Source organism: Rhizobium sp. SAFR-030 (assembly GCF_059415005.1).
This window is the reverse complement of the sequence record NZ_JBPFDO010000001.1, coordinates 663,450-687,705: the sequence shown is the minus strand read 5'-3', so window position 1 is coordinate 687,705 and position 24,256 is coordinate 663,450. Positions and strand designations below refer to the sequence as shown.

The window sequence follows — 24,256 nt, the reverse complement described above, 5'->3', positions numbered from 1 at the left end:
GCGATCTTCTGCGGGCACGCCATTGCCACAGGTCTTCTCCCCCCTTGAGGGGGAGATGTCACGAAGTGACAGAGGGGGGTATGCCTCGCCCTCTGCCGTCGAGGGTAACTACCCATGAAGGCCTTCGCAACGCTCCTCGACCGCCTCGTGCTTACCCCGTCGCGCAACGCCAAGCTGACCCTGCTTGCCGACTATTTTCGCGACACTCCCGATCCCGACCGTGGCTACGGCCTCGCGGCGCTGGCCGGCACGCTGGACCTGAAGGGCGTCAAGCCGGCGCTCTTGAAGGAGCTGGCGCTTGAACGGCTCGATCCGATCCTCTTCCAGTACTCCTATGACTATGTCGGCGATCTGGCCGAAACCATCTCGCTGGTCTGGGACGGCGGCGCCAAGGAGCGCGTGCCGTCCGAAAACCAGCCGCGCCTGAGCGATGTCGTGCACCGGATGAATGCGCTCGGCCGCACCGAGGTGCGCGGCGCGGTGCGCGATCTGCTCGACCACCTCGACCATTCTAGCCGCTTTGCCTTCCTGAAGCTCGCAACCGGCGGCCTGCGCATTGGCGTTTCGGCGCGGCTTGCCAAGCAGGCGCTGGCGGCGATGACCGGAACCGGCGAGAATGCCAAGGACGTCACCGACATCGAGACGCTCTGGCACGGACTGGAGCCGCCCTACGAGGCGCTGTTCGCCTGGCTGGAGGGCAAGGCCGAAAAGCCGGTTCTCGCGACGCCGGCGATCTTCCACTCGGTGATGCTCGCCAATCCGGTCGAGGATGGCGATCTCGCCAAGCTCGATCCCGCCGATTACGCCGCCGAATGGAAGTGGGACGGCATCCGGGTGCAGATGTCGAGCTTCGGCGGCACGAAGAAGCTCTATTCCCGCTCCGGCGACGACATCTCCGGCGCCTTTCCCGATATTCTCGACGCCATCACCTTCGAGGGTGTCATCGACGGCGAGCTTCTGGTCGGCGGTACGGCCCGCTCCAACAACGCCACCCGCACCTTTTCCGACCTCCAGCAGCGGCTGAACCGCAAGACCGTCAACGCCAAGATGCTCGACGACTACCCGGCCTTCGTGCGCGCCTACGACCTGCTGTTCGACCGCGATGACGATGTCCGCCAGCAGACCTATCTCGCCCGTCGCGAACGGCTGGCCGAGGTGATCGGCACGGCACCGCACGACCGCTTCGACCTCTCGCCGCTGGTGCCGTTCACCGACTGGACCGAGCTCGACCGGTTGCGTCTTGCGCCGCCCGACCCGGTGATCGAGGGGGTGATGATCAAGCGCCGCGACAGCGTCTATCAGGCGGGTCGGCTGAAGGGGCCGTGGTTCAAGTGGAAGCGCGATCCCTTCAACATCGATGCGGTGATGATGTATGCGCAGCGCGGTCACGGCAAGCGCTCCAGCTATTATTCCGACTTCACCTTCGGCGTCTGGGCCGAAGGCGAGGAGGGCGAACAGCTGGTGCCGGTCGGCAAGGCCTATTTCGGCTTCACCGACGCGGAACTCGAAATTCTCGACAAGTTCGTCCGCGACAACACGGTTGAACGCTTCGGGCCGGTGAGGGCGGTGAAGGCCGAACCCGGCTTCGGCTTCGTGCTCGAGGTCGCCTTCGAAGGCATCAACCGCTCCAGCCGCCACAAGTCCGGCGTCGCCATGCGCTTTCCGCGCATCGCCCGGCTGCGCGCCGACAAGCTGCCGCGCGACGCCGACCGGCTGGCGACGCTGGTTGCCATGATGGATGGCAAGGGATAATATCGCCGGCGATATCAATCTGGATTGCTGGATGCGGGTCGTGGCCGATACCAATGTTCTGGTCAGCGCCATCCGGTCTCCATCCGGCGCGTCCGGATTCGTGCTGAAGGAGATGCTGCACGGTCGCCTGGAGTTCGGGCTTTCGCCGGCGCTTCTGTTGGAATACGAGGACGTTCTGAAGCGACCACTCATGCTCGGCGATCCGCCGAAAGTGACATTTGCAGATGTCGAGACAATCCTTGATGCGCTCTGCAGTCGCGCAAGGCCGGCACTGTCCTACTTCCGGTTCCGACCAATTCTGAGCGACCCGAAGGACGACTTTCTGATCGAATGCGCTCTGGCATCGGGTGCGACGATCATTCTGACAAGCGACCGGCATCTCGCGCCGGACGCGCTGAAACCGTTGGGGCTGAAGGCAATGACGCCGAAGATGTTCCTGCAGGACTACTATCGCAAGGAGACGCAATGATGGGCCAGTATCCCCTTCGCGTGCCAGACTACATTCTCGAACAGGCACGCAGTGCCGCCGAGGAGGAGAAGGTTTCGGTCAACCAGTTCCTCGGAACCCTGATTGCTGAGGGGCTCGGTCACCGGCGGGCGGTTCGGACCTTGATGGAGCGGGTAAGGCGCGGCGACCCGGATAAGGCGCTGGCAATTTTCGAAAACATCCAGGGAGACGATCCTCTTCCTGGAGACGATATGCCGGAGGACGTGCATCGGCCGTAGCCAGGACGCGGCGACCGGATGACCGGTCGAGGAAGCGTGATCTGCCTTGCTCTTGCGGGCGTAGCCAGCGATGCTACGATCGAACATTTTCTTCACCGCCTATGGTGCCTCATGCCGCTGTCCCGCCGTCAGATGCTGTCCGCCCTTGCCGCTGGTGCACTCCTTCCGGCAGCCGCCGGTGCACAGACCGCCGCCGAGCCTTCGCTGCCGGCAGCGGCCACGCCGAGACCGCCGGCTGGTCCGCCACCCTTCGACATTCCGGACATTCCGCCGATCGAGACGGAAGATTATGCCGAGGCTCGTCGTCGGTTCTCGACACATCTCGTCAAGTTCGGACCGTCGCCCGAGGTGTCGCCGCCGCTCGGCGAGGTGCCTGGCGGCAAACGCGTGCGCTATCCCGGCGGACCCGACGGCTCCATCGAGCTGATCGCCTGGGTTTCCGATTACGAGCCGTCGGCCAAGCTGAAGCCGGCAGTGCTATTCCTCCACGGCGGCAATGCCACGGGCGAGGGGCATTGGCAGCTGGTGCGCCCCTACGCGGAAGCTGGCTTCATCGTCATGCTGCCATCGTTTCGCGGCGAGAACGGCCAGGCCGGCAACTATTCCGGCTTCTACGACGAAACGTCGGATGCGCTGGCAGCTGCCGCCTATCTGGAAAAGCTGCCGGGCGTCGACAGCCAGCGGCTGTTCCTCGCCGGCCACAGCAATGGCGGCACGCTCAGCCTTCTGTCTGCGATGACGCGGCATTTCAGGGCAGCAGTGCCGATCTCCGCCGGCGTCAGCGCCTGGCGCTATTTCGGCCGCTATGAGAAGGAGATCCGCTTCGACGCGGCCGATCCGCGCGAACTGGTCATGCGCTCTTCGGTCTGCTTCGGGCGCAGCCTCAAATGCCCGACGCTTCTGCTGCGGGGATCAGAGGAGCGGCCGTTCGACGCCAACGACCAGCTGCTGATCGAGCGGGTACGTTCCGCCGGGGTCTCCATCGATCACCGTCTGCTGCCGGGCAACCACAATGGCGTGGTGCCGGGCGCGGTGGCGGAAAGCATCCGCTTCTTCCGCACCCACGGCGCCTAAGTCGATCAGTCGAACCCCATCAGCGAGCGGTGTGCGCCAAGCGCTGCCAGCGTGCCGTCGGCCACCGCGAAGGTGACATTGCCGGCCGCCCGCGCCGCATCGCCGCAGGCGAAGGTGCCGGCCACGGTCGTTGCCTTCATGGCATCGGTGCGAATGCAGTGGCCCATCGGTGTCTCGTCGATGGCGCAGCCCAGCCGTTCGGCAAGATCGCCGGCGAGGCGAAGGGTCGGCGCCACGAAGAGACCCTCGAAGCGGGACAGTCGTCCGTCGGTGAAATGCACGTCTGCCGTACCGGAGACATGGGAAATGGCGCCGGTCTCGACGGCGGTCCCGCGCCCTCGCAAGGCGGCCATCTGCTGAAGATCCGGTTCGAACGCATCGTTGAGAAGCAGGGTGGTCGGTCCCCAGTCCGGCAGCATCAATGCCTGATGCATGGCAAGCGGCGACGTGGCGACGACACCGATCCGGCCGCCCTCCAGCTCATAGCCGTGGCAGTAGGGGCAATGAAAAATGCTCTTGCCCCAGCGGTCCGCAATGCCGTCGATCTCCGGCAGCACGTCGATAATCCCGGTCGCCAGGATCAGGCGTCGACCACGATGCTCGGCCCCGCCTGCCTCCACGGTGAAATTGTCGATGCTTCCGCTGGCGGTTTCGGCGCGAGCATCGAGCCAGGTGACGTTCGGATACCGGCTGATCTGGGCTTTCGCCTGCGCGGCGATCTCGTCCGGCGGGGTGCCGTCCTGCGTCAGGAAGCCGTGGGAGTGGCTGGCGAATCGGTTGCGCCGAATTCCCTGGTCGATGAGGAGCACGCGGCGACGGGCGCGCCCGAGCGTCAGGGCGGATGACAGGCCGGCATAGCTGCCGCCGATGATGATGGCCTCGAACGTCATGGTCTCTCCTGCAGGTTCACGAAACCTATGAAGTTACATGAGTTGTGGTTTGTCAAGGTTCACGACACAACGTTTGTTGCGTGACTCGCAGGCGCATGCGAAAACGGCGGGGCAAAAGGGAGGACGTCATGCGTCAGGACAGCCGATTGTCACGCATGCTGCATGTGCTGATCCACATGGCCGAGGCTGAAAAGCCGCTGACGTCGGATGCGATTGCCATGATGCTCAACACGAACCCTGTCGTCGTCCGGCGGACGATGGGCGGATTGCGCGACGCAGGCTATGTGCATTCGGAAAAAGGGCATGGCGGTGGATGGACGCTGGCGCGGCCATTGGCCGATATTTCGCTTCTGGATGTCTACCGGGCCGTGGGAGAGCCGGACGTGTTTGCCATCGGCAGTGCATACGACCGTCCGGAATGTCTGGTGGAGCAGGCGGTTACCGCGGCGGTGGACGATGCCCTGCGCGATGCGGAGGCGCTCCTGCTGCGCCGCTTCAAGGAGGTCAGCCTTGCCGATCTCGCCGCCGACTTTGGCCGCCGGCTGCAGGGGCATCGGCCGTGTGGCACCGCCGACTGAGCGGTCGCCACACTCTTTCACAGCGATCAGACCGAGCGGGTGATGCCGCCGTCGATGCGAATGTTCTGGCCGGTGATGTAGCCGCCGCGGTCGGATGCCAGAAGCGCGATCAGTTCCGACACCTCGTCGACCGTGCCATAGCGACCCATCGGGATGCGATCCTTGAACTCCTGCTTTTCCGGAAGGCTGTCGATGAAGCCCGGCAGCACGTTGTTCATGCGGATGTTGTCGGCGGCGTAGCGGTCCGAAAACAGCTTCGTATAGGCGGCAAGCCCGGCGCGAAAAACGCCGGAGGTCGGAAACACCGGGTCCGGCTCGAAGGCGGCGAAGGTCGAGATGTTGACGATCGAGCCGCTTTTCTGCGCCTGCATGATCGGCGTCACCAGCCGCGTCGGGCGCACGACGTTGAGGAAGTAAACGTCCATGCCGCGATGCCAGTCGTCGTCGGAAAGCTCGAGCAGCGGCGCCCGGGGGCCGTGGCCGGCACTGTTGACCAGCGCGTCGATCCGTCCGTAGCGCTCCATGGTCATGTCGACCAGCCGCTTCAGGTCGTCGTTCGACTGGTTGGAGCCGGTGACGCCAAAGCCGCCGAGTTCCGCAGCGAGCGCTTCTCCCTTGCCGGACGAGGAGAGGATGGCGACGGTGAAGCCGTCGGCCGCCAGCTTGCGGGCCGCGCCGGCACCCATGCCACTGCCGCCTGCCGTGATGATTGCTACCTTGTCCGCCATGCTCGTCTCCTCGAAATTTGATCTGTCCGTCTTACGCAAGGCGAAAGCCTCGCGCCAGCCGCGGCTGCCATGGTCCGGCGGACTTCATCTGCCGGAAGCGACCTTATGCCGTTGATCTTGCGCTGCCTATCCCGCTGCTGGACGCTTGCCGCACCCGTCGTGCTGTCGGCGGGCCTGTCCGGCTGCATCCTGGTGACCGATACCAGTCGCATGAACCCGGACGTCTTCGTCCAGGAAACCGCGCCGGTCTTCTACAATCCGTCGGCCCCGCCGGAACCGCAGCCGCAACCGACGCAGAAGCAGCAGGCGATCCCGCAGAAGCGCCAGCTCTATCAGACGCAGTTCCACCAGACCTATGGGCTGCCGGTCTCCAACCCGGTGCACCGCGTCTATTACGCCAGCATCCGCGACGACGGCCACACGCTGCCGGCCATTCCCTACTCGCGCATCGACGCCCGTTACCTGCGCCAGGAGGTCGACTACAGGACCGCCGAGGCGCCCGGCACCATCGTCGTCGATACCCGCGAACGGTTCCTCTACCTCGTCCAGCCGAACGGCAAGGCGATCCGCTACGGCGTCGGGCTTGGTCGCGACGGCTATGGCTGGACCGGCCGCGGCACCATCCAGTGGAAGGCCAAGTGGCCGCGCTGGACGCCGCCCGCCGACATGGTGACGCGCCAGCCGGAGCTGACGAAGTTTTCCGCCGCAGCCGGCGGCGCAACGCCGGGGCTCAACAATCCGCTGGGTGCCCGCGCGCTCTACATCTTCAAGGACGGCAAGGACACGCTCTACCGTGTTCACGGCACGCCGGACTGGCAGTCGGTCGGCCGGGCGACCTCGTCGGGCTGTGTGCGCATGCTCAACCAGGATGTCATCGACCTCTTCGAACGCGTGCCCGCGTCGACGCCGATTGTTGTAATGTGATCACAGGTCGGAACTGATAGGGCGCCGCTCACGGATGTTTCACCCGAATTAAGGCGGATGGTACTTCTTCTGGCCATAATCGCGGAACCAATGTCAGACGCGCTCGTTGTTTCGCGTTCGTTCCCGCCGTCCCTGTGAAGAAGTAAATCCGGCCTCATGACATCTGAAACCTATAGCCGCCGCCGCATCCTGAGCCTGCTCTCTGTCGGTGCCGCATCCACACTTGCCAGCTGTGCCTCATCGGGTCCGGTGCGCTTCAGCCCAATCGGCTTTGCGCCACAATTGCCGGCTCCGCCGATGGGTCGCTCTCCGGAACTCGACGCCACCTACGGCCAGACGGTCGATGGCGGCTTCGTCATTCCGGCCGTGCCGTACTGGAAGATCCCGCCGCGCTTCTACCGTCAGCAGGTGGCCAACACCACCGGCGAACCGGCCGGAACGGTGGTCGTCGATACCCGCGAACGTTTCCTCTACCTGGTCGAGCCGGGTGCAGCGACGGCCATGCGCTACGGCGTCGGCATCGGTCGCGAAGGCTTTTCCTGGTCGGGCGAAGGCGTCATCCAGTGGCGCCAGAAATGGCCGAAGTGGACGCCGCCGGATGAGATGGTCGCGCGTCAGCCGGAGCTGGTAAAGTACTCCTCCGCCAATGGCGGCATGCCGCCGGGCCTCCTGAACCCGCTTGGTGCCCGCGCCCTCTACATCTTCCAGAACGGCCAGGACACGCTGTACCGCCTGCATGGCAATCCGGAATGGAATTCGATCGGCAAGGCCGTGTCCTCGGGCTGCGTGCGCATGCTCAACCAGGACGTCATCGACCTCTACGAGCGCGTGCCCAACAAGGCCCGCATCATCGTCTGGCAGTAATGGATAGACGCGTGAGCCATTCTTGGCTCACGCACTCTCCACCAGATCGAGGATCTGGCGTTCGGAGAAGTCCCGCCGGTTCCTCACCTGCCAGTGGACGAAGGCGGTGCCGGGGCTTGGCGCCGTGACCCGCAGCTTGTCGTCGAGCTCCGCCGCCTTTACGATGCGGTTCCACGACGGGTCCAGTTCCGTAAACTGGATGCCCTTGCGGAAACAGGCCATGCCCAGATAGTTCTGGTCCAGGCGGTAGAAGCGCGGCAGCAGGGCGAGCCGCATCGCCAGCGAATATAGCCCGCGATCAGGGAACGACGCACGTGCCGCCCGCAACCCCTCCTGCGTATAGACGATAACCCCTGAATTGAAGGCGCGCGGATTGCCGTCCGGCCTGCGCGGCGGACGCGACCGGAACATCAGCTCCGAGATTGTCGCCCAGCGCCGTTCCTTGGCGTCGGTGATCCACTTCGGACGATCCTGGCGAATGGCAGGCGAGAGTTCCTCCACCATGCCGATATGCCCGACCGGGCAGTCGAGGATCCCGGCTGAAGCCGCGGCCTTGGGATAGACATCCGAATCGACAAAGATGATGCGGTCGTAGGCGAGGAACGCATCATCATAGACGGGCCGCAGCGCGTGGAAATATTCCGCGTACTTTCCGGTGAAGAAAGTCGGATTGTCGTCGAAACGATAGTCGGCCCCGTGCCTTTCGGCATAGGCGGCAAACAGGCGCCGGCTGAGATCCGCATAGGCAGGAATCTCGCCTTTCCAGAACTGATAGATCAGGGTCTTCACGAACATCTCTCCAGCCATCGTCGGCAGCGATATGGCATATTCGCCGCGGCACGTCCGCAGGAGATGGACATATTTCCCGAAGAAGCTGCGAGGCTAAGGCTGGTCCCCTCGCGTCGCGCCGCTGAACGCAAAACGCCGGCCCAATGGACCGGCGCTATGCTTGTAGGATGACGCTGCTCAGACGAACTGGCTGAGGCCGGGAACCGAATTCACCACTTTGTCGACCGTGTCAGCGCCGGCGTGCTCGCGGGCAACTGCCATGGTCTCGCGGGCAAGTGCGGTGATCTCGCTCATGCCGAGGCCCTGGGCCATCAGCTGCTGACCGAGTGCCATCACGCCGCCGCCGAAGCTTGCCATCAGGCCGCCCAGCAGCCCGCCGGAGCCTGCGCCTTCGCCGTTGAACTTCGCCACCAGTTCAGGCGCGCCGGGAATGGCCTCGATCATGCGGGCAACGGCACCGGCATCCGCCTCGCGCTGCAGGAAGCCCAGCATCATGCCGACGGACTTTTCCGCGACGGCTGGAGCAATGCCCACATTGTCCGCAACCCGGGTCACCAGCTCGTTCATCAATCTCTCCTCAGTTTCTTGACGTGTACGTCAACGTAAATAAATCCGGCGCGCGATGCAAGCTGCAGCCTTCGTTCTGCCGCGGATCTAGCACGGCTCCGGCGTGACTGCACCGGCATGCGCCAAAACTTCCGGCGGACCGTCTGCGGCGGTCAGGGTCCGCCCACCGTATCAGCCATGTAGGCGCCGCGGCTGCCCATCGGCTGGGCTTCGCCGGTCGTCGTGTCGTTGCGTGTCTGATGCTCCAGTTCGGCGTTGAGCTCAGCGCCGAGGATGACGATGATCGCCGAGATCCAGGTCCAGAACAGGAAGCCGATCAGCGCCCCGAGTGCACCGTAAGTGGCGTTGTAATCAGCCACGTGCGACAGGTAGAAGGAGACGCCCACCGATCCGGCGATCCAGAACAGCGCCGCAAGCCCGGCACCCCAGGTCAGCCAGCGGAGCTTGGCCGGCTCGCGGCTCGGGCCGTAGCGGTAGAGCAGGCTGATGCCGCCCGCCACCAGCACCAGCAGCACCGGCCAGCGCAGGACGTTGAGGAAGACGCTGGCACCATCGCCCAGGTGCACGAACTTGAGGATCGCCGGGATGATGCCGAGCCCGACGATCAGCACGATCGCCCCCAGCACGCCGGCAAAGGTGAATGTCAGCGAGGCGATGTTGAGCCGGATGAAGCTGCGCTTCTCGTCTTCGCCATAGGCGACGTTCATCGCCTCGAACAGGGCCTTCATGCCGTTGTTGGCGCTCCACAGGGCCACCAGCAGACCGAAGATCAGACCGAAGCTGAGGGTGCTCTGCTCCTGGCTTGCCAGCGACTGCATCTGCTTGAAGAAGATGTCCAGCCCGTCCGGCGGCATGACCATGCGCAGGAAGTCCAGCCGTTCGATGATGGTGCCGGGATCGGCAACGAAGCCGTAGAGCGATACAAGGGCGGTCATGGCAGGGAAGATCGCCAGCAGCAGGTAGAACGTCACGCCGGCGGCGATCAGCATGACGCGATCCTCCTGCAGGGCGCCGTAGACCCGCATGGCGACATCCTTCAATCCCCTGGCCGGGATTTCGCCAGGCCGTTCGGCGTAGCGGCCACGTTCGATCTCGGATGCCTGTGCCGTCTCTGTCATGTCCTCTCTTCCCTCGTTCCAAGCTACCTAGGCTGACGCCGGTAAGGCCCGTCCGTCGGTGCGTTGCCGTTCCAAATCCAACGGCCTATACATTAGCGTAACGGTAACGAGTTGAAGGAAGGGCAGTTGCATGCTTGAGGCGGGAAAACTCCTTGTAGGCGGCAGCCGCAACCCGGACGAGACGCTGAAGAAGCCGGAATATCTCGACCTGAAGTTCGGCAACCGGCACGGCCTTGTTACCGGCGCCACCGGCACCGGCAAGACGGTGACCCTGCAGGTGCTGGCGGAAGGCTTTTCCGCAGCCGGCGTGCCGGTGTTCTGCTCCGACATCAAGGGCGATCTTTCCGGCATCGCCGCAGTCGGCGAACCGAAGGATTTTCTGCTGAAGCGGGCGGAAGCGATCCAGTTTGCCGAATACGACAACGCCGCCTTCCCGACGATCTTCTGGGATCTCTACGGCGAGAAGGGCCACCGCGTCCGCTCGACGGTCGCCGAGATGGGGCCACTGTTGCTCGCCCGGCTGATGGATGCGACGGATGCCCAGGAAGGCGTCCTCAACATCGCCTTCAAGATTGCCGACGAGGGTGGCCTGCCGCTGCTCGACCTCAAGGACCTGCAGGCACTGCTCAACTACATGGGCGAGCACGCAAGCGAGATCTCCAGCCGCTTCGGCTTCGTCTCCAAGGCCTCGGTCGGCTCGCTGCAGCGCGGACTGCTGGTGCTGGAACAGCAGGGTGCCGAGCACTTCTTCGGCGAGCCGGCGCTGAAGATCACCGACATCATGCGCACGACGACCGACGGCCGCGGCATGGTGTCGATCCTGGCCGCCGACAGGCTGATGATGAACCCGCGGCTTTACGCCACCTTCCTGCTCTGGCTGTTGTCCGAACTGTTTGAGGAACTGCCGGAAGTCGGCGATCCGGAAAAGCCGCGGCTGGTGTTCTTCTTCGACGAGGCGCATCTTTTTTTCTCCGAGGCGCCGAAGGTGCTGCTGGAGCGTGTCGAGCAGGTTGTCCGGCTGATCCGCTCGAAGGGCGTCGGCCTCTATTTCATCACCCAGAACCCGCTCGACGTGCCGGAAACCGTGCTCGCCCAGCTCGGCAACCGCGTCCAGCACGCGCTTCGCGCCTATACGCCGCGCGAGCAGAAGGCGGTAAAGACCGCCGCCGAGACCTTCCGCGCTAATCCGGAGTTCAAGACGGAGGAAGCGATCACCCTGCTCGGCACCGGCGAGGCGCTGGTCTCGACGCTGGAAGGCAAGGGCGCGCCGTCGATGGTGGAGCGCGCGCTGATCCGTCCGCCGTCCGGCCGCATCGGCCCGCTGACCGATGACGAACGGCGCAGGCTGATCGCCGCAAGCCCGGTCGCTGGCCAGTACGACATCGACATCGATCGCGAATCCGCTTTCGAGATCCTCATGGCGCGCGCCGAAAAGGCGGCCCAGGCGGAGATCCCGAAGCGCGCCGAGGTCGAGGTGCCGGCCGATGAACAGGAGGCGTCGGAAAAATCCGGCAGTGCCGCCGGTCGCTGGACGCTTCCCGGTTTTGGCGATGCGGTGGACGAGGCGCTCGGCAAGGCGCCGCCGAAGAAGCGCGGCGAGGGCGCCGGACGGTCCGGCTACCAGCGCGAGACGGTGATCGAGGCGGCGATGAAGAGCGCCGCCCGCTCTGTCGCAAGCTCGGTCGCCAACCAGATCGGCCGGGCGCTGGTGCGCGGCATTCTGGGAAGCTTGAAGCGGTAGGCGGGACGACAACCTTGCCAACTGCGTTCATCATCGCCATTCTTTGCGACAGGAGATTGATCCATGGCAAGCAGCGAAAACCTTGGACCGAAGCTTGAAAGCTACGTCAAGGATCTCGTCAACACAGGCCGTTACAAGTCCCGCAGCGAGGTCCTGCAGGAAGGCGTTCGCCTTGTCGAGGAGCGCGAGCATCGGCTCCAGATGCTGGATGACAGCATCAGCCGAGGGATTGCTGATGCCGATGCTGGACGGGTGAGGACGATAGACGACGTCGAGCGGACGCTGATCGCCCGCTATCAGGCTCAGGCGGAGAGAGGCGATCGGTGATTGTCGTCATTGCAGCAGAGGCGGAAGCCGATCTGATGCGCATTGGCGATCACATTGCCGCAGACAATCCCCACCGAGCCGTCAGTTTTGTTAGAGAGCTGCTTGATCGGTGCCGCAGGCTTGAGGAAATGTCCCAAGGCATTTCCTCTCGTGCCCCGCTACGAGGCCAGCGGGATCCGCCGTTATCCCTACAGAGACTACCTGATCTTCTACCGGGTCGGAGAAGATTAGGTCGATATCCTGCACATTTTGAACGGTGCGCAGGACTACGAGGCCATCCTCTTTCCGAGAGGGTAGAGCCAGAGCCTGCTCACCGCTTGCGGACGAACTCGGTGCGCAGGACCAGTCCCTTGATCGCATCGTGGCGGCAGTCGATCTCTTCGGGGTTGTCGGTCAGCCGGATGGACTTGATCACCGTGCCCTGCTTCAGCGTCTGGCCGGCGCCCTTCACCTTGAGGTCCTTGATCAGCGTCACGGAATCGCCGTCGCTGAGCACGTTGCCGGCCGAGTCGAGCACCTCGGCGCCCTTCGCCGCAGCGGCTGCGATCTCGGAGGCCGGGCGCCATTCGCCGGTCGCTTCATCGTAGACGTAGTCGTCGTCATCGGCTGCCATGGCGCAAGGGTCCTTCGTCTCTGAGGATGGTTGCCTGCGGCTTAGGCCTTGCGGCCGAGGATGTCAAAAGGACCGGGCGCCGGCCGGTGTGCTTTCGGTGTCCGCGCGGAACCAGTTGAGGCAGCCGGCGGCCAGCATGCCGTTGCTCACCAGCAGCGCGCCGTGGCGATAGAAGTCGGAGGCATCCGCATCGTCCGGCAGGCGAACCGCCCATACGGTGTCTCCGGAATTGCTCCAGACCAGTTGCCCGCCAAGCATCGAGAGACCGGCGGAGGCCTGCGCCGGGGTGGTGCCGGGACGGAAGACGATCATCGTCGCGGCGCCGCTTGCCGGGCTGGCGGGCAGGCCAGCGATCGGAGCGGCGGCAAGCGTCAGGATGACCAGCATCACGGTGCCCCGGTGGCCGCCGCGCATGCCCCGCCTCGGTGGGCCGCGACGCAACTGCCAGCCGAACAGCGCTGGCACCAGGCCGAACACCAGCAGCCAGCCGAGATCCCAGGCAAGCGGCACGCTGCTGTCCATGCGGATGCGGTGAATGCCGAGGATCCAGTGCGACAGGAGCGCGTCGATGATGTGCCAGCCGCCGAAGCCGAGAAGCGCATGGGCGAGCAATTGCCGGTCGCCGCCTTCATCGGCAAACCTGCGCCGCGCGCGCCACAACAGCAGGAGGCCGATCGCCGTCACCACGAACATCAGCAGGTGGAAGAGCCCGTCGGTCAGGATCAGCAGCCGGATATTGCCACGCGCATCTTCGAGCGCCGACAGCAGATGGTGCCATTGCAGCACCTGGTGCAGCAGGATGCCGTCAAAGAAGCCGCCGAGCCCGAAGCCGAGAGCAAGACCGGCCGAGGCGAGACCGGCCGAGGCGAGACTGCGGCCTGTTCCGCTGCGATCCGTGCTGCGCGTCGTCTGCATGCGGTGCCTCCCGACGTTCTTCGGCGTCAGGACGCAAAACAAGGCGCCGCGCGGATGGTTGCGCGTCCAAAGGAGGAGGCCCTCCGCAGCCGTCGCCGACGCTCACTTGCGCCGGTTGCTGCGCCGCGTGCCGTCGAAGAAACCGGGCGGCTTGCGGGCCACCCATGCGGCGAACTTTTGGATCTCGGGATGCTCGAGCAGCGCCTCCACGGTGGAATAGGAGGTCTCCAGTTCGGCTTCGGAAAACAGCGCGTGGATCTGCCGGTGGCAGATGCGGTGCAGGAACTGGGTTTCCCGCCCGCCGCGGCTCTTCGGCACCAGATGATGCGCGTCGCGCTGATCCTCGGGAATGTCCCGCCCGCACAGCGGACAGATGTCCGGTGCCGGTGCCACGTACCAGGCCGCTATCTTCTCCCTGTGCTTCCTCGCCATGCGCATCCCGCAGTGTCCAGTGAACGGGATATGGTTCTCCTTAAAGGGCGCTGCAATGTGGCGTGTGCGTCGAAGATTTCCTGAACAGGAGCCTCAGCGCGGCGGCATGCCCTCGAAGCTTGGCAGCGCCCGGTCGATGCGGTCCCAGGCGTGGCCAGCTGCCGTCCACGTCACCAGCTGCGGCTGATAGAGAGCCGGATCGTCGAGACTGCCGGCGCGAATGACGATGACCTCGGGCATTTCGGCGAGCGTCATGTAGACCGGCGAGCCGCATACGGGGCAGAATGCCTTGGATTTCGTCGTGCCGCCGTCGCCGACCGCAGTCCATTCCGATACCGTTCCCTCGAGCTCGACGTCCTGGCGCGGAAAGATCAGCGCCGAAGCATGTCCGGTGCCGCTCTCCCGCTGGCACTGCCGGCACTGGCAGTCGCCCATCATCAGCGGCGTGGCGTCGGTGTGGTAACGGATGGCGCCGCAGGCGCAGCCGCCGGAAAAGTGGCGGGCGGTCGCCGAGCGCTCCGTTGCCGGCACGGTGGAGGTCTTCCGGGGCAGGGGGCGGCCGGTCTCCAGCAGCGTCTTGAGGTTCGACAGGATGGTCGGCCAGCCGCTCGAGATGCCGGCCAGCATCTGCGGATCCCCGGCAAGTCCGTCATGCGTCACTGTCAGCCGGACGAGACCCTCGGCCTGCTCGGCGATATCGAACGATACGGTGGAATGCCTGGAGCCATCGCCCTTGTCTTCCGGTCGCGCCCAGCTGAGCACCAGCCGAGACGGCGGCGTGCACTCGATCACCTCGCCCACGAGGTCGACGGTGCGTGCCTCGTCCAGGCGCTGGTGCTCCCAGCCGGAGCCGACGGTCCAGTCGGAGACGTTGACATGCGCAGGCCCGTCGGCCGCCGGGTTGAGCCAGTAGTCGCGCATGATGTTCGCGTCGGTCAGCGCCTCCCACAACCGGGCGGGCGTGGTGGCGATGGACATCACGTAGATGAAGCTAGGTATCGTCATGGCCCTTATCCTCCAGCCGTGTCTTGAGGTCGTGCAGGAACGACAGGCGCTGGCGCTCGAACTTCCGGATCCACCGCTCGTAGACCTCGTGCAGCGGCGTCGGATTGAGGAAGTGCAGCTTCTCGCGTCCCTGCCGGAATGTCGTCACCAGATTGGCCTCGATGAGCAGCTCGATGTGCTGCGACACCGATTGCCGTCGCATGTCGAGATGCTCGCAGAGTGCACCCAGCGGCTGGCCGTTCCGCTCGGCGAGAAGATCGAGGATCCTCCGCCGGGTTGGATCGGACAGCGCCTTGAACACAAGGTCGTTCTGTTCGTTTTCGTATGTCACGACCCAGATGCGCAGGTAAATGCCTGCATGTCAATAGGCAGGTTTTCGCCTGCATCTCTTGGCCTGTGCTGTGTGCGCGAGACACCCTGCGCTCTTGGCACATGGTAAACCAGAACCGGCCGCAGCAATGGAAAACCCCGCAACCGTTTCCGGTGCGGGGCTTTGAAATCTTGGGACTGAGGCTAGACGCCTTAGCGGATCATCAGCCGGAAAACGGACGGCGCATAGTAGTAGCCGTCGCTGTGACGGCGGTAGCCTCGACGATGTTCGCGATAGCCGCGATGGCCATTCCAGTAACCGGGGCGGTCTCTGCGGTGCGCGCGATCCGCCCGGTGATGCCGACGATCGGGACGAGCATTGTGCCGGCGATCATCACGGTGCTGAACCAGTTCAACGCCAGAGGTGATCTGTGCCGGTTGGTTCACGATCGGACCAGCAGTTGCCGTTCCGAAGCTTGAGACGCTCATGACAAGGGCCACTGCCGCGGCGCCGATTGCTGAGAGATATCTGTTCATGGGTATGCCTTCCGTTGATAGATGGTGACCATGCTCCGATAGCTATGAACGGATTATGAACCACAACCGCCGGTGCGAGCGGGTCACCAGCGCGGCAATCCAGTGTAACGCAGAGCCTACAGGTCACGGCCGCTTCGAGGACGGATTCTTGTTGGCGACGCCGGCACGCCGTGCAACCTCGCCGACCGACAATCCGCACGATGCTCCGGTTTTCGTCTGTAAGCCATTGACCACCACACCGGTTGCGGTCTTACACCTTAGCCGATGTCACACCGACCATCTGGACGACAAGACCATGGACCAGCAGAGCCGCCCGATCGATGACATTGCAGACCCGGCGGCGAGCGGCTGGCGCGAGCTGATCTCGGCACCCTATGGCCTGCGGCTGACCGTGGTATCCGCCGGCATCGCTCTGCACGCCTTCAACGAGATCGCCATCGCGCCGGTTATCCCGTTGGCGCTTGATGCGCTGCAGGCGCCGTGGCTGTTGCCGTTTCTCTACGCCTCCTTCTTCCTCTCGGTGATTGCCGGCGGGCTGAGCGCGGCACCGCTTCGGCGGCGCCTTGGCGCACGCCGCGGCTTGATGCTGGCCGGCGGGATCTATCTGGCAGCTGTCGCCATGCAGTCGCTGGCACCGAGTGCCGGGCTGCTGCTCGCCGGCCGTGCGCTGCAGGGCCTGTCGGATGGCTGGATCGTCGCGCTCTGCTACAGCCTGATCGCCGATATCTTCCCGGCGCGCCAGGTGCCGCGCGTGTTTTCGGTGGAGGCCATCCTCTGGGCGGTGGCCGCGCTGCTCGGGCCGCTTGCCGGCGGACTGACGGCGCAATTCGTCCATTGGCGGGCAGCCCTTGCGGTCAGCCTGCCGTTCATCGTCATCCTCTATTCGGTGCTGCCGATCGCGCTGCCGCGCGGCGCTGAACCAAAGCCCGCGCCGCCGGCCGGGACGCCGCAGCTCGCGCCGTCCCGGCGCAGGCAGATCTTGCCGCCGGGCCTCTTCGGTCTCAGGTCGACGCTCGGCCGCGGCACATGGATGCTGTTCCTGATGACGGCGGCGCAGAGCGTCTCGGCGGTCTTCATGGCCTATTCGCTCACCCACGTGTTCCGGCTGTCGCCGGCCGCAGCCGGCTTCGTCGTCGTCACGCTGGCGCTCACCTGGAGCATTGTCGCGCTGCCGGTCGCCACTGTTGCCCGTGCCGCATCGAAGGCAAGGACGGTGCGCATCGGTCCGTTCTTCCAGGTCGTCGGCTGCCTGCTGATCGCCGCCGGCTTCTATCTGCAGGTGCTGCCGCTGGTGATTGCCGGCCAGGTGATGAACGGCACCGCCTTCGGCCTCGTCTATGCCATTGCCAGCCAGGCGATCATCGAGGATGCGACCCCCGAGCATCGCATGGCAACCGGTTCGCTGCTGCCCTCGGTGTCGACCTCCGGCGGCGTCTTCGGTTCCACCGTCATCGGCGGACTTGCCTCGGCCGCCGGCATAGTCGGCCAGCTTGCGGTGCCGGGACCGCATGCAGGTCTCATTGCCCTGTGGGGAACGGCCTCCGTGCTCGCACTGCTGGCGGCTTTCGCCGCGCAGGGTATCCGGCCGAAGGCTGCGGAATGACGAAACTCAGGGCGCGCCGACCACCGAGAAATAGGCGCCCTGCGGATCCTGCGCGTTGACGATGATGCTGCCGCCCGGCACCTCCTGCGGGCCGAACACCACGCGTCCGCCATTTCCTCCGATCGCCTCCATGGTCTGGTGGATCGACGCGACGTTGATGTAGTAGCCCCAATGCGGCACCGGTACCTGTTCGGGTCTCGTCATCATGCCGCCGATCTGCTGGCCATGATGGGAAAAGATCAGGTATTCGCCCATCGGCCCCATGTCCATCGCGTGGTCCAGCGTCCAGCCGAACATGCGGCCGTAGAATTCAAGCGCCTGGCGCCCGTCGCCGGCCATCAGCTCGTACCAGCCGATCGTGCCCGGCGTGCCGGTCGCAGGCTCCGGCGGCGTCGCATCCATGGCCGCCGGCGTCATGATGCAGAGCACTGCCCCATGCGGATCGGCGACCACCGCCATGCGCCCGATGCCCGGAATATCGAAGGCCGGCTGCATCACCGAGCCGCCTTCCGCCGCAAACAGCCCTGCCATGGCATCGACGTCGTCCACCGCCACATAGCCCGTCCAGTTCGGCGGCACCTGACCGTTCATCTCCGGCGGGATCGTCATGTAGCCGGCGATGCCGCAATCCTCATCGCCCGAGCGAATGTCGAAGATCCCGTACTCTGTGCCGTCGGCGCCCGGCATCGGCATGGTCTTGGCCCTCCAGCCGATGACCTTTGCGTAGAATTCGGCGGCTGCCTGCATGTCGCTGGTCATCAGCTCGCACCAGATGAATTTGCCATGGGTGGGTGAGGGCATGGGTTGTCGTCCTGTGTTGTAAAGGCGGGGCTGGGGAAGGGGCTGCTCAGGTGATCCGGAGGTAATCGGCGCGCATGAACTGTTTCCAGCTGCCATCCGGCTGCTTCATGCTGGAGACGAAGCGGCGGTGGTCATCGTCGCTGAAGCTCATCTCTTCGCGGCACGCCTGCATTCCCGGCGCATCGGTGCAGCTCGGGCCGGTGGTATAGAGGCAGAGCGTGCCTTCATCGGCCGAAAGCTCGCCGTCATAGACCCACATGTGCTCCATCATCGTGCCGATCCAGCTGCCGACATAGCGGCCCGTCTCGCCATTGTGGCCGAGCGTCAGCATAGCGGTGACGTCGGATCCATCCGGCATGCTGCCGCGGCATTCGGCGACGAACCAGATGCCGTTCAGCGAGCGCACCTCCTCGATCCAGTCCGCATTGCCCGGAATCTCCTCGCCGGAGACCCGCCAGCGACCGACCAGCCGGTTGAGAAATGCGTGCTCGGCACGCGGTTTCGGCATGCACATGTCCATGATGTCTCTCCTCCCTGTGTCTGTCAGTGGCAGCAGCTCGATGCCGCGGCGGGGCTCGGCGCGTATTCGTCGTGGCGCTTGACGAAGTTCATCGTCGAGCTTTCGTTGCGCCCCAACGGCGCCTGGTCGAGGATCATCAGCGTGCCGATCATCTCTTCGCCGCCGCGCGCGTAACTCGAATAGGTGTGGAAGATCTGGCCGCTGTCGTCCTTGTAGAAGCTCGACGTGCCGGGTAGCTCGTCATGCGCCTGATCGGCCGGCAGCTCGCGGAAATTGTAGGTCACCGGCCCGGCCGCCAGCTGCTCCGGCGTGAACGAGACGCCATAGTCGAAGTTGAAATCGCTGCCGAAGGACGAGACCCAGGGAAACTGCCAGCCCATGCGGCGCTTGTAGGCCTCGATCTTGTCGAGCGGCGCACGCGACACGCAGGTAAGCGTCACGTCGTGATTGTTGAGATGCACCAGCGCACCGTCCAGGTGATCGGCGAGGAAGGAGCAGCCGGGGCAGCCGGCATCCCAGTCGGGGCCGAGCATGAAATGATAGGTCATCAGCTGGCTGCGGCCGTCGAACAGGTCGGACAGTGATTTCTCACCCTGCGGCGTGGCGAACCGGTAGTCGGCCTCGACCTTCACCCAGGGCAGCGCCAGCCGCTCGCGGTTGACCGCGTCGCGCAGGCGGGTTGCCTCTTTCTCGCGCACCAGCAGCGCCTTGCGCGCCTCCACCCAGTCCTCCCGGGAAATCACGGCATGCTCCATTACATCCTCCTCGATGTCATTGCTGTCCGTCTTGACAGTTGGGTTGATATCAACATATTTAGTGCATGTCAAATGCCGCCGTGATTCCCTTCTCAACCACCATCCACGTACGCGACACGTGCCTCTGCCTGCACGTGCAGCGCGCCGCCCGTGCGCTTGCCCGCCGTTTCGATGCGGCGCTGCGGCCGCTCGGCCTGACCAACGGCCAGTTTTCGCTGCTGATGTCGCTCAACAGGCCGCAGCCGGCGACCATGGGCTCGGTCGCAGCGGTGCTCGACATGGACCGCACGACACTGACGGCGGCGCTGAAGCCGCTGCAGCGGCGCGGGCTGGTGGAGGCGGTTGCCGACCCCAAGGACGCCCGCAGCCGGCTTCTGAAGCTGACGCCCGATGGCACGGCATTGCTCGCCGCAGCCGTACCGGTCTGGACGCAGACGCATGGCGAGGTCGACGAAATGCTGGGCGAGGGCGGACCCTATCGCCTCCGGACGGATCTTTTGGCGCTGCGGTGAGCGGCGGCGCGGTCGGCAGCAGGGAACGGGCAACAGGCATTAGGCCCTAAGGGGTCGCCATCAGGCCCGCAGGCGTGGATCTCCGGCAAAGTCGGCAAGGCTGAAGCCGAGCCGCTGGCGTGGATAATCGCAAAGCGCCTGCACATGGCCGCGCGCCAGATGGATGTGCCAGGTCTGCCGCTGCACCGGCTCGCGCGCGGCAAAACCGGCAGCGCTCAACAGTGCAATGTTGCGCCCGCCCACCGGATCGCGCACCGACTGGTAGAGCATTGCCTCGACTCCGGCCGCGCGTGCCGCATCGGCAAGCGCCTGGCAGGCGGCATAATCCGTCGGATGCTGCCATGCCGCTGCGTCCTCTGCCAGGGCGCCGCGCCTCAGGTCCAGCCCGTGCTCGGTCGAGATGCGGGCCGCAAATGCGGTGTAGTCGGCGGCATTGGCCGGCAGCGGCGTGCCCGGCGACTCCGAAAAGAACAGCAGGCGGTAGAAGGCCATTTCAGCGACTGCCGTCGATATGGCAGCCGATGCGTAGAAGACCCCAAGCGTCCGGCCGGCGCGGCGAAAGCGTGAACCGTGCGGATAGGCGGCACCATAGCGGAACGGCGTCGCCAGCAGATAGTCGAGGTCCCGCGCCTCCGGCGGAAAGCCGGGCTTGGTGTCCTCCAGAAGCTGTTCCAGCAGGCTCTGATCGGCTGCGCTGTCCACCAGCTTCATGGTCGACACCTGGTGCTGGGCTTCCACCAGCCGCCAGTAATCGCCTGCAATGGTGATGATTTCAGACGAGAGCGCGTCTGGCGTCCAGGTAGGCGAGAACATCGGTGAGGCCTGCAATGCTGAGGATCTTTTCTGCCGGAACGCCGCCAAGCGCCGTGTTGCTGGAGCGCAGCCAGGCTTTGGCCACCGCCTCGTCGCCACCGGTGATGGCATCCAGAGAGCGGAACAGGCGAATGAAGAGCAGCGCCAGCTCGAAGGATTTGTCGCCGCGCGCCAGCGTCAGGTCGAGCCGCTTGAGGCGCGACACCGAGGCTTCCGACAGGCCGAGAACCGTCCCTAGCATGCGGCCGTTGACACCGAGGCGCTCGGCAGCACGCGTCACCGCCTTGCTGACGACCTTACCCTCTTCGTCAGTTCTTTGCAGGTGGTCTGGCTGAGCAGCCATCACAAATCCTTTCACAGGAAATATATGGCAGCGAAGCTTTCTCACGGCAAGGTTTCTGTTGACGAATTGCTGCAGTCCGGCCTGTTGCACGGGCTGCGCCGTTCGCAAATGCCTCGTCGGCTTGCCGTCACCGTCGGTTTCCGCTAGCCAAAAGCTCCCGCCGATCCGCTTCTCCCAGGATCCGATCGCATCAGACATCCGAGACGATCCCATGCTGCGCAATCTCTACAACTGGACCATGGCGCTTGCCGCCCGCAAGTCGGCCGCCTGGTGGCTGGCGATCATCGCCTTCGTCGAAAGCTCGTTCTTTCTGGTGCCGGCCGACGTGCTGTTCGTGCCGATGGTGCTGGCGAAGCCCCGCCGCGCCTACCTCTACGCCACCATTGCCACGGTCGCTTCGGTGCTCGGCGGCGTCCTCGGCTGGCTGATCGGTCACTATGCCTTCGAGACCATCGCCAGACCCGTCCTTACCTTCTACGGCAAGCTCGATACCTTCGACAGCCTGGCCGCCTCGGTCGACTGGAAGACGATGCTGATCCTGCTCGTCACCTCGGGCCTGGCGCATCTGCCGCCGATCAAGGTGGTAACCATTCTCTCGGGCGTCGCGGGCTTCAGCCTGCCGCTGTTCATCCTCTCCGCCATCATTGCCCGTGGCGCGCGCTTCTTCGCGCTTGCCTGGCTCCTCAACACCTATGGCGAGGAGATGCGGCATTTCATTGAAAAGCGCTTGAAGATCATTTCCGCTTTGGCCGCCGCCGGGCTGATCGGCGTCTACGCGGTCTACATGCTGCACTAGGCGCTTCTGCCCGACCGGGATGCAGACCGCTCGGTGTCAGCCCGGCAGGAGCAGGTCTGCCGCGCCGGTGAGGTCCTGCACCTGCGCATACGGGAGCCAGTCCGGGTTGCCGGTCTCGCCCCGGCGGTTCACCCAGATGCCGCGCACGCCCAGGTCGTGGCAGGCCTTCATGTCCCAGTACATGCCGAGCGCGACATGCACCGTCTCGTCGGGGGCGACGCCCATCGTCTTGTAGGCGTGCTCGAACATCTGTCGCGACGGCTTGTAGGCCCGGGCCTGCTCGGCGGTGATGACGTAGTCGAAGGGCGCGCCGATCGCCGCCACCGTCGGTGCGATGAGATCGTCGTCGGAGTTCGTGAAGATCGCCAGTCTGTATCGCTCACGCAGGCGCCGCAAGGCATCCGGCACATCCGGGTGCGGCCCCATCGTCTTCGGCGACATTGCGATCCGCTCGATCTCCTCGGCAGTCGGGGTCAGCCCGTGTTCGGCGAAGGCGGTCGCAAAACCGGTGCGCAGGATGTCCTTGTAGAGGCGGTACGGCTTTTCCGCCGTCAGCCGCCGTCCTTCCGCAGAAAAGCTGTCGAGGATGGCTGCTGCCTTGGCGCCGCTTTCGCCGTGCTCCGCCAGCACCGCGCCGATCTCGCGCAGCAGCACCTCGTACCACTGCACCAGCGTCCCGTAGCAGTCGAAGGTGATGATCTTCGGCGCCGGGTCGAGCTTGAACATCGAGACCTGGGGTTCGGACATCAGGAGATCCTGCAGTTGGCGGGTGGCAAGAGGAGCTCGGACGAGGATCCGATCCTGGCCTGTGTGGTGCGCATCTGAAAGCCAGATAGACCCGCCGCCGCCTCCTTCAAGGGATTATCCGCATCGGTGCGACCCGAAAATCAGGAAGGCCGAGACAGGCTCGGTCGCGCCTTCCGCCTCTGCACGCCGGGACAATCTATAGGCGAAATCTGCTAGCTTCACTTGCGGGCCGGCTTCGGTAAGGTCCCCCCGGGGTTCAACTTTAGGGGGTTTCATGAAATCGGGTTTCGTTGCTTTTCTGTGCTGGCTGTTCTGCCTTGTCGGCGTCTGCGGCATCCACCGCTTCTATACCGGGCGCACCGGCAGCGGCATCCTCTGGCTGCTGACCTTCGGCCTGTTCGGTATCGGCCAGCTGATCGATCTCTTCCTGCTCGGATCGATGGTGCGCCAAGCCAACATCATCAGCGGGCTGATGGGTGCCCGGGCACCGGCGACCGTCAGCAACCTCATGGCGCCGATCATCAACATCCGCGTCGACCGGGACGGCAACACCGCGATCTGACCTGCGCAGACGCAAAAGCCCGCCGCGGATCTCGCGACGGGCTTCCCATGGCATTGCGCGGTCGGGCAATCAGTCCGGTGCGATCAATCCCAGTGTGGCGGGCGCAGGTGGCCCGGATTGACGATGCGGCCGTCGGGCTTCGCAAGTCCGTGCACCGCCTGCATCTCCTCCTCCGTCAGCGAAAAATCGAAGACGTCGTAATTTTCCTGCAGCCGGCTCTCCGTCGCGGTCTTGGAAAGCGCGATGACGCCGTCCTGCTGCACGGCCCAGCGCAGCACCACCTGGGCGGCGGTCTTGCCGTGCTTGGAACCGATATCCTTCAGCACCGGATCGCTCGGCACCTTGCCGTCCGCCATCAGGTAATAGGCGGTGAGCGAGATGCCCTTGGAGCGCGCCGCCTCAAGCAGCTTCGACTGGTCGAGATACGGATGATATTCCACCTGGTTGGTGGCGATCGGCGCATCGGATGCCTCTGCGGCCTCGTTCATCAGCTCGATGTTGAAGTTGGAGATGCCGATGTTCTTCACCTTGCCGGCCTTTTTCACCTCGTTGAGGCTGCCCATCCGCTCGGCGATCGGGACGTCGCTTTGCGGCCAGTGCAGCAGAAGCAGATCGACATGGTCCGTCTTCAGCTTCTTCAGGCTCTCGTCCACCGAGGCGATGAAGTCGGCGTGGCGGTACTTGTCGACCCAGACCTTGGTGGTGAGGAATATCTCGTTGCGCGCCACGCCCGACTGGGCGATCGCCTGGCCGACTTCGGCCTCGTTGCCGTAGATCTGCGCCGTGTCGACGTGCCGGAAGCCAAGCTGGATGGCCTTCGGCAGGATGCGCAGCACATCGTCGCCGGGAATGCGGAAGGTGCCGAAACCGAGGGCGGGAATGTTGGCGCCGTTGGCGTTGACTGTATGCATGAAT

Annotated in this window: 32 protein-coding genes and 2 pseudogenes; 15 read left to right on the top strand and 19 right to left on the bottom strand. The window is 64.7% G+C overall.

The window, feature by feature from the left end; translation table 11 throughout:
• The first annotated feature begins 114 nt into the window (after positions 1-114).
• The 4 genes from ACR65N_RS03635 to ACR65N_RS03620 all read left to right on the top strand — a co-directional run bounded on the left by ACR65N_RS03635 (position 115) and on the right by ACR65N_RS03620 (position 3,552).
• The gene (locus ACR65N_RS03635) at positions 115-1,752 is read left to right on the top strand and encodes a cisplatin damage response ATP-dependent DNA ligase (RefSeq protein ID WP_440455770.1); all 1,638 of its coding nucleotides are present in this window, start codon (positions 115-117) and stop codon (positions 1,750-1,752) included.
• On the top strand, positions 1,739-2,221 hold the full coding sequence (locus tag ACR65N_RS03630) for a putative toxin-antitoxin system toxin component, PIN family (protein ID WP_440455769.1): 483 nt from the start codon (positions 1,739-1,741) through the stop codon (positions 2,219-2,221). The genes ACR65N_RS03635 and ACR65N_RS03630 overlap by 14 nt, the downstream gene beginning before the upstream one ends.
• Positions 2,218-2,478, top strand: a complete 261-nt coding sequence (locus tag ACR65N_RS03625) for a hypothetical protein (protein WP_440455768.1) — start codon at positions 2,218-2,220, stop codon at positions 2,476-2,478. Before ACR65N_RS03630 ends, ACR65N_RS03625 begins: the two co-directional genes overlap by 4 nt.
• A gap of 111 nt (positions 2,479-2,589) precedes the next feature.
• Positions 2,590-3,552, top strand: a complete 963-nt coding sequence (locus ACR65N_RS03620; RefSeq protein ID WP_440455767.1) for an alpha/beta hydrolase family protein — start codon at positions 2,590-2,592, stop codon at positions 3,550-3,552.
• 5 nt (positions 3,553-3,557) lie between these two features.
• Here the strand turns inward: ACR65N_RS03620 and ACR65N_RS03615 are convergent, their stop codons facing one another.
• A complete protein-coding gene (locus ACR65N_RS03615) occupies positions 3,558-4,442 on the bottom strand; it encodes an NAD(P)/FAD-dependent oxidoreductase (RefSeq protein ID WP_440455766.1) in 885 nt (294 codons plus the stop codon).
• Between the two features lie 128 nt (positions 4,443-4,570).
• Here ACR65N_RS03615 and ACR65N_RS03610 point away from each other — a divergent pair, with 128 nt between their 5' ends.
• On the top strand, positions 4,571-5,020 hold the full coding sequence (locus tag ACR65N_RS03610) for an Rrf2 family transcriptional regulator (protein ID WP_440455765.1): 450 nt from the start codon (positions 4,571-4,573) through the stop codon (positions 5,018-5,020).
• A 26-nt stretch (positions 5,021-5,046) separates the two neighbouring features.
• On the opposite strand, the gene ACR65N_RS03605 is transcribed toward ACR65N_RS03610, so the two are convergent.
• Positions 5,047-5,748 (bottom strand): SDR family oxidoreductase, encoded by a 702-nt coding sequence (locus ACR65N_RS03605; RefSeq protein ID WP_440455764.1) that lies wholly within the window; start codon positions 5,746-5,748, stop codon positions 5,047-5,049.
• Positions 5,749-5,865: 117 nt separating this feature from the next.
• Between ACR65N_RS03605 and ACR65N_RS03600 the strand changes: the two genes are divergently transcribed.
• Both ACR65N_RS03600 and ACR65N_RS03595 read left to right on the top strand, forming a co-directional pair.
• The gene (locus ACR65N_RS03600; protein WP_495065917.1) at positions 5,866-6,672 is read left to right on the top strand and encodes a L,D-transpeptidase; all 807 of its coding nucleotides are present in this window, start codon (positions 5,866-5,868) and stop codon (positions 6,670-6,672) included.
• A 156-nt stretch (positions 6,673-6,828) separates the two neighbouring features.
• Complete coding sequence (locus tag ACR65N_RS03595) at positions 6,829-7,536, top strand: L,D-transpeptidase (protein WP_440455763.1); 708 nt, start codon at positions 6,829-6,831, stop codon at positions 7,534-7,536.
• A gap of 27 nt (positions 7,537-7,563) precedes the next feature.
• Here the strand turns inward: ACR65N_RS03595 and ACR65N_RS03590 are convergent, their stop codons facing one another.
• The 3 genes from ACR65N_RS03590 to ACR65N_RS03580 form a co-directional block, all read right to left on the bottom strand.
• The gene (locus ACR65N_RS03590; protein WP_440455762.1) at positions 7,564-8,325 is read right to left on the bottom strand and encodes a glycosyltransferase; all 762 of its coding nucleotides are present in this window, start codon (positions 8,323-8,325) and stop codon (positions 7,564-7,566) included.
• A 177-nt stretch (positions 8,326-8,502) separates the two neighbouring features.
• Positions 8,503-8,892: a hypothetical protein gene (locus tag ACR65N_RS03585; RefSeq protein ID WP_440455761.1), complete on the bottom strand. Its 390-nt coding sequence runs from the start codon at positions 8,890-8,892 to the stop codon at positions 8,503-8,505.
• A 152-nt stretch (positions 8,893-9,044) separates the two neighbouring features.
• Positions 9,045-10,010, bottom strand: a complete 966-nt coding sequence (locus ACR65N_RS03580; RefSeq protein WP_440455760.1) for a YihY/virulence factor BrkB family protein — start codon at positions 10,008-10,010, stop codon at positions 9,045-9,047.
• A gap of 130 nt (positions 10,011-10,140) precedes the next feature.
• On the opposite strand from ACR65N_RS03580, the gene ACR65N_RS03575 reads away from it, so the two are divergent.
• The 3 genes and pseudogenes from ACR65N_RS03575 (at position 10,141) to ACR65N_RS03565 (ending at position 12,375) form a co-directional block, all read left to right on the top strand.
• The gene (locus ACR65N_RS03575; RefSeq protein WP_440455759.1) at positions 10,141-11,751 is read left to right on the top strand and encodes a helicase HerA-like C-terminal domain-containing protein; all 1,611 of its coding nucleotides are present in this window, start codon (positions 10,141-10,143) and stop codon (positions 11,749-11,751) included.
• A 63-nt stretch (positions 11,752-11,814) separates the two neighbouring features.
• Positions 11,815-12,078, top strand: a complete 264-nt coding sequence (locus ACR65N_RS03570) for a type II toxin-antitoxin system ParD family antitoxin (RefSeq protein ID WP_440455758.1) — start codon at positions 11,815-11,817, stop codon at positions 12,076-12,078.
• A pseudogene (locus tag ACR65N_RS03565) lies at positions 12,075-12,375 on the top strand (type II toxin-antitoxin system RelE/ParE family toxin). The gene ACR65N_RS03570 and the pseudogene ACR65N_RS03565 overlap by 4 nt, the downstream one beginning before the upstream one ends.
• 13 nt (positions 12,376-12,388) lie before the next feature.
• On the opposite strand, the gene ACR65N_RS03560 reads toward ACR65N_RS03565, so the two are convergent.
• The 7 genes and pseudogenes from ACR65N_RS03560 to ACR65N_RS03530 all read right to left on the bottom strand — a co-directional run bounded on the left by ACR65N_RS03560 (position 12,389) and on the right by ACR65N_RS03530 (position 15,889).
• Complete coding sequence (locus ACR65N_RS03560) at positions 12,389-12,691, bottom strand: alkylphosphonate utilization protein (protein ID WP_430305579.1); 303 nt, start codon at positions 12,689-12,691, stop codon at positions 12,389-12,391.
• A 63-nt stretch (positions 12,692-12,754) separates the two neighbouring features.
• Positions 12,755-13,606: a DUF2243 domain-containing protein gene (locus tag ACR65N_RS03555; protein ID WP_440455757.1), complete on the bottom strand. Its 852-nt coding sequence runs from the start codon at positions 13,604-13,606 to the stop codon at positions 12,755-12,757.
• Between the two features lie 102 nt (positions 13,607-13,708).
• Complete coding sequence (locus ACR65N_RS03550; protein WP_440455756.1) at positions 13,709-14,038, bottom strand: HNH endonuclease signature motif containing protein; 330 nt, start codon at positions 14,036-14,038, stop codon at positions 13,709-13,711.
• A 93-nt stretch (positions 14,039-14,131) separates the two neighbouring features.
• Positions 14,132-14,569 (bottom strand): GFA family protein, encoded by a 438-nt coding sequence (locus tag ACR65N_RS03545; RefSeq protein ID WP_440456111.1) that lies wholly within the window; start codon positions 14,567-14,569, stop codon positions 14,132-14,134.
• Positions 14,570-14,614: 45 nt separating this feature from the next.
• Positions 14,615-15,016 (bottom strand): annotated as a pseudogene (locus ACR65N_RS03540) (SRPBCC family protein); the annotation flags it as partial.
• 13 nt (positions 15,017-15,029) lie between these two features.
• On the bottom strand, positions 15,030-15,374 hold the full coding sequence (locus ACR65N_RS03535) for an ArsR/SmtB family transcription factor (RefSeq protein ID WP_430305576.1): 345 nt from the start codon (positions 15,372-15,374) through the stop codon (positions 15,030-15,032).
• 191 nt (positions 15,375-15,565) lie between these two features.
• The gene (locus ACR65N_RS03530) at positions 15,566-15,889 is read right to left on the bottom strand and encodes a hypothetical protein (protein WP_440455755.1); all 324 of its coding nucleotides are present in this window, start codon (positions 15,887-15,889) and stop codon (positions 15,566-15,568) included.
• A gap of 295 nt (positions 15,890-16,184) precedes the next feature.
• Here ACR65N_RS03530 and ACR65N_RS03525 point away from each other — a divergent pair, with 295 nt between their 5' ends.
• Complete coding sequence (locus ACR65N_RS03525; RefSeq protein WP_440455754.1) at positions 16,185-17,492, top strand: MFS transporter; 1,308 nt, start codon at positions 16,185-16,187, stop codon at positions 17,490-17,492.
• A 6-nt stretch (positions 17,493-17,498) separates the two neighbouring features.
• On the opposite strand, the gene ACR65N_RS03520 is transcribed toward ACR65N_RS03525, so the two are convergent.
• The 3 genes from ACR65N_RS03520 to ACR65N_RS03510 are packed head-to-tail and all read right to left on the bottom strand — an operon-like array spanning position 17,499 to position 19,568.
• Positions 17,499-18,293: a VOC family protein gene (locus ACR65N_RS03520; protein WP_440455753.1), complete on the bottom strand. Its 795-nt coding sequence runs from the start codon at positions 18,291-18,293 to the stop codon at positions 17,499-17,501.
• 46 nt (positions 18,294-18,339) lie between these two features.
• A complete protein-coding gene (locus tag ACR65N_RS03515; RefSeq protein WP_440456110.1) occupies positions 18,340-18,807 on the bottom strand; it encodes a DUF1579 domain-containing protein in 468 nt (155 codons plus the stop codon).
• A 29-nt stretch (positions 18,808-18,836) separates the two neighbouring features.
• Positions 18,837-19,568: a DUF899 domain-containing protein gene (locus tag ACR65N_RS03510; RefSeq protein ID WP_440455752.1), complete on the bottom strand. Its 732-nt coding sequence runs from the start codon at positions 19,566-19,568 to the stop codon at positions 18,837-18,839.
• 65 nt (positions 19,569-19,633) lie between these two features.
• Here ACR65N_RS03510 and ACR65N_RS03505 point away from each other — a divergent pair, with 65 nt between their 5' ends.
• Positions 19,634-20,080, top strand: a complete 447-nt coding sequence (locus ACR65N_RS03505; protein ID WP_430305571.1) for a MarR family winged helix-turn-helix transcriptional regulator — start codon at positions 19,634-19,636, stop codon at positions 20,078-20,080.
• Between the two features lie 60 nt (positions 20,081-20,140).
• On the opposite strand, the gene ACR65N_RS03500 is transcribed toward ACR65N_RS03505, so the two are convergent.
• Together ACR65N_RS03500 and ACR65N_RS03495 are read right to left on the bottom strand one after the other, a co-directional pair.
• Entirely contained in the window at positions 20,141-20,893 is a 753-nt protein-coding gene (locus tag ACR65N_RS03500) for an RES family NAD+ phosphorylase (RefSeq protein WP_440455751.1), read from the bottom strand.
• On the bottom strand, positions 20,853-21,236 hold the full coding sequence (locus tag ACR65N_RS03495) for an antitoxin Xre/MbcA/ParS toxin-binding domain-containing protein (protein WP_440455750.1): 384 nt from the start codon (positions 21,234-21,236) through the stop codon (positions 20,853-20,855). Before ACR65N_RS03495 ends, ACR65N_RS03500 begins: the two co-directional genes overlap by 41 nt.
• Before the next feature lie 24 nt (positions 21,237-21,260).
• Here ACR65N_RS03495 and ACR65N_RS03490 point away from each other — a divergent pair, with 24 nt between their 5' ends.
• Both ACR65N_RS03490 and ACR65N_RS03485 read left to right on the top strand, forming a co-directional pair.
• Complete coding sequence (locus ACR65N_RS03490) at positions 21,261-21,383, top strand: hypothetical protein (RefSeq protein ID WP_440455749.1); 123 nt, start codon at positions 21,261-21,263, stop codon at positions 21,381-21,383.
• A 64-nt stretch (positions 21,384-21,447) separates the two neighbouring features.
• Positions 21,448-22,032, top strand: coding sequence for a YqaA family protein (locus ACR65N_RS03485; RefSeq protein ID WP_440455748.1), 585 nt, complete (start codon positions 21,448-21,450; stop codon positions 22,030-22,032).
• Positions 22,033-22,068: 36 nt separating this feature from the next.
• Here ACR65N_RS03485 and ACR65N_RS03480 read toward each other — a convergent pair whose 3' ends face one another.
• A complete protein-coding gene (locus ACR65N_RS03480; protein WP_440455747.1) occupies positions 22,069-22,779 on the bottom strand; it encodes a haloacid dehalogenase type II in 711 nt (236 codons plus the stop codon).
• Between the two features lie 274 nt (positions 22,780-23,053).
• Between ACR65N_RS03480 and ACR65N_RS03475 the strand changes: the two genes are divergently transcribed.
• On the top strand, positions 23,054-23,341 hold the full coding sequence (locus ACR65N_RS03475; RefSeq protein ID WP_440455746.1) for a TM2 domain-containing protein: 288 nt from the start codon (positions 23,054-23,056) through the stop codon (positions 23,339-23,341).
• Between the two features lie 83 nt (positions 23,342-23,424).
• Here ACR65N_RS03475 and ACR65N_RS03470 read toward each other — a convergent pair whose 3' ends face one another.
• On the bottom strand, positions 23,425-24,252 hold the full coding sequence (locus ACR65N_RS03470; protein WP_440455745.1) for an aldo/keto reductase: 828 nt from the start codon (positions 24,250-24,252) through the stop codon (positions 23,425-23,427).
• Positions 24,253-24,256: the final 4 nt, after the last annotated feature.